This window comes from Marinobacter iranensis (assembly GCF_029207565.1).
In the GTDB taxonomy this organism is placed as follows: domain Bacteria; phylum Pseudomonadota; class Gammaproteobacteria; order Pseudomonadales; family Oleiphilaceae; genus Marinobacter; species Marinobacter iranensis.
Genome location: NZ_JANCMW010000189.1, coordinates 1 through 268 on the forward strand (window position 1 = coordinate 1; position 268 = coordinate 268).

The 268-nt window shown below is 52.2% G+C and carries 1 protein-coding gene; it reads right to left on the reverse strand.

All coding sequences use genetic code 11. The features are described 5' to 3' along the window. Positions 1-268 (reverse strand): hypothetical protein (locus tag NLU14_RS21965; protein ID WP_275710612.1); only part of this gene is annotated, 268 nt, incomplete at both ends.

Below are 268 nucleotides of genomic sequence, written 5' to 3' on the forward strand. Positions count from 1 at the left end.
GAGAGCGACCAAGGGCTCGGGTTGATGTACAGCCCATTGAAAGTCCTCTTCGAGAAAGCGTGCCCAGACGTTATGGTTAAGCGTGGCAAGACTCTGCAGGACCAAATCGCGTTCCGCGGCGCTGGGCAGAATCGCCTGTACCGGCTTATCGCTAGAGACGGAATCGATCACCGATATGGAACCCGTGTACTGCATGTAATCAAGCAATGTAACCGCATCGTTGTAGGAATGATGGACATTCTCCAGGATTGTGCAGCTTTTTCCAAAC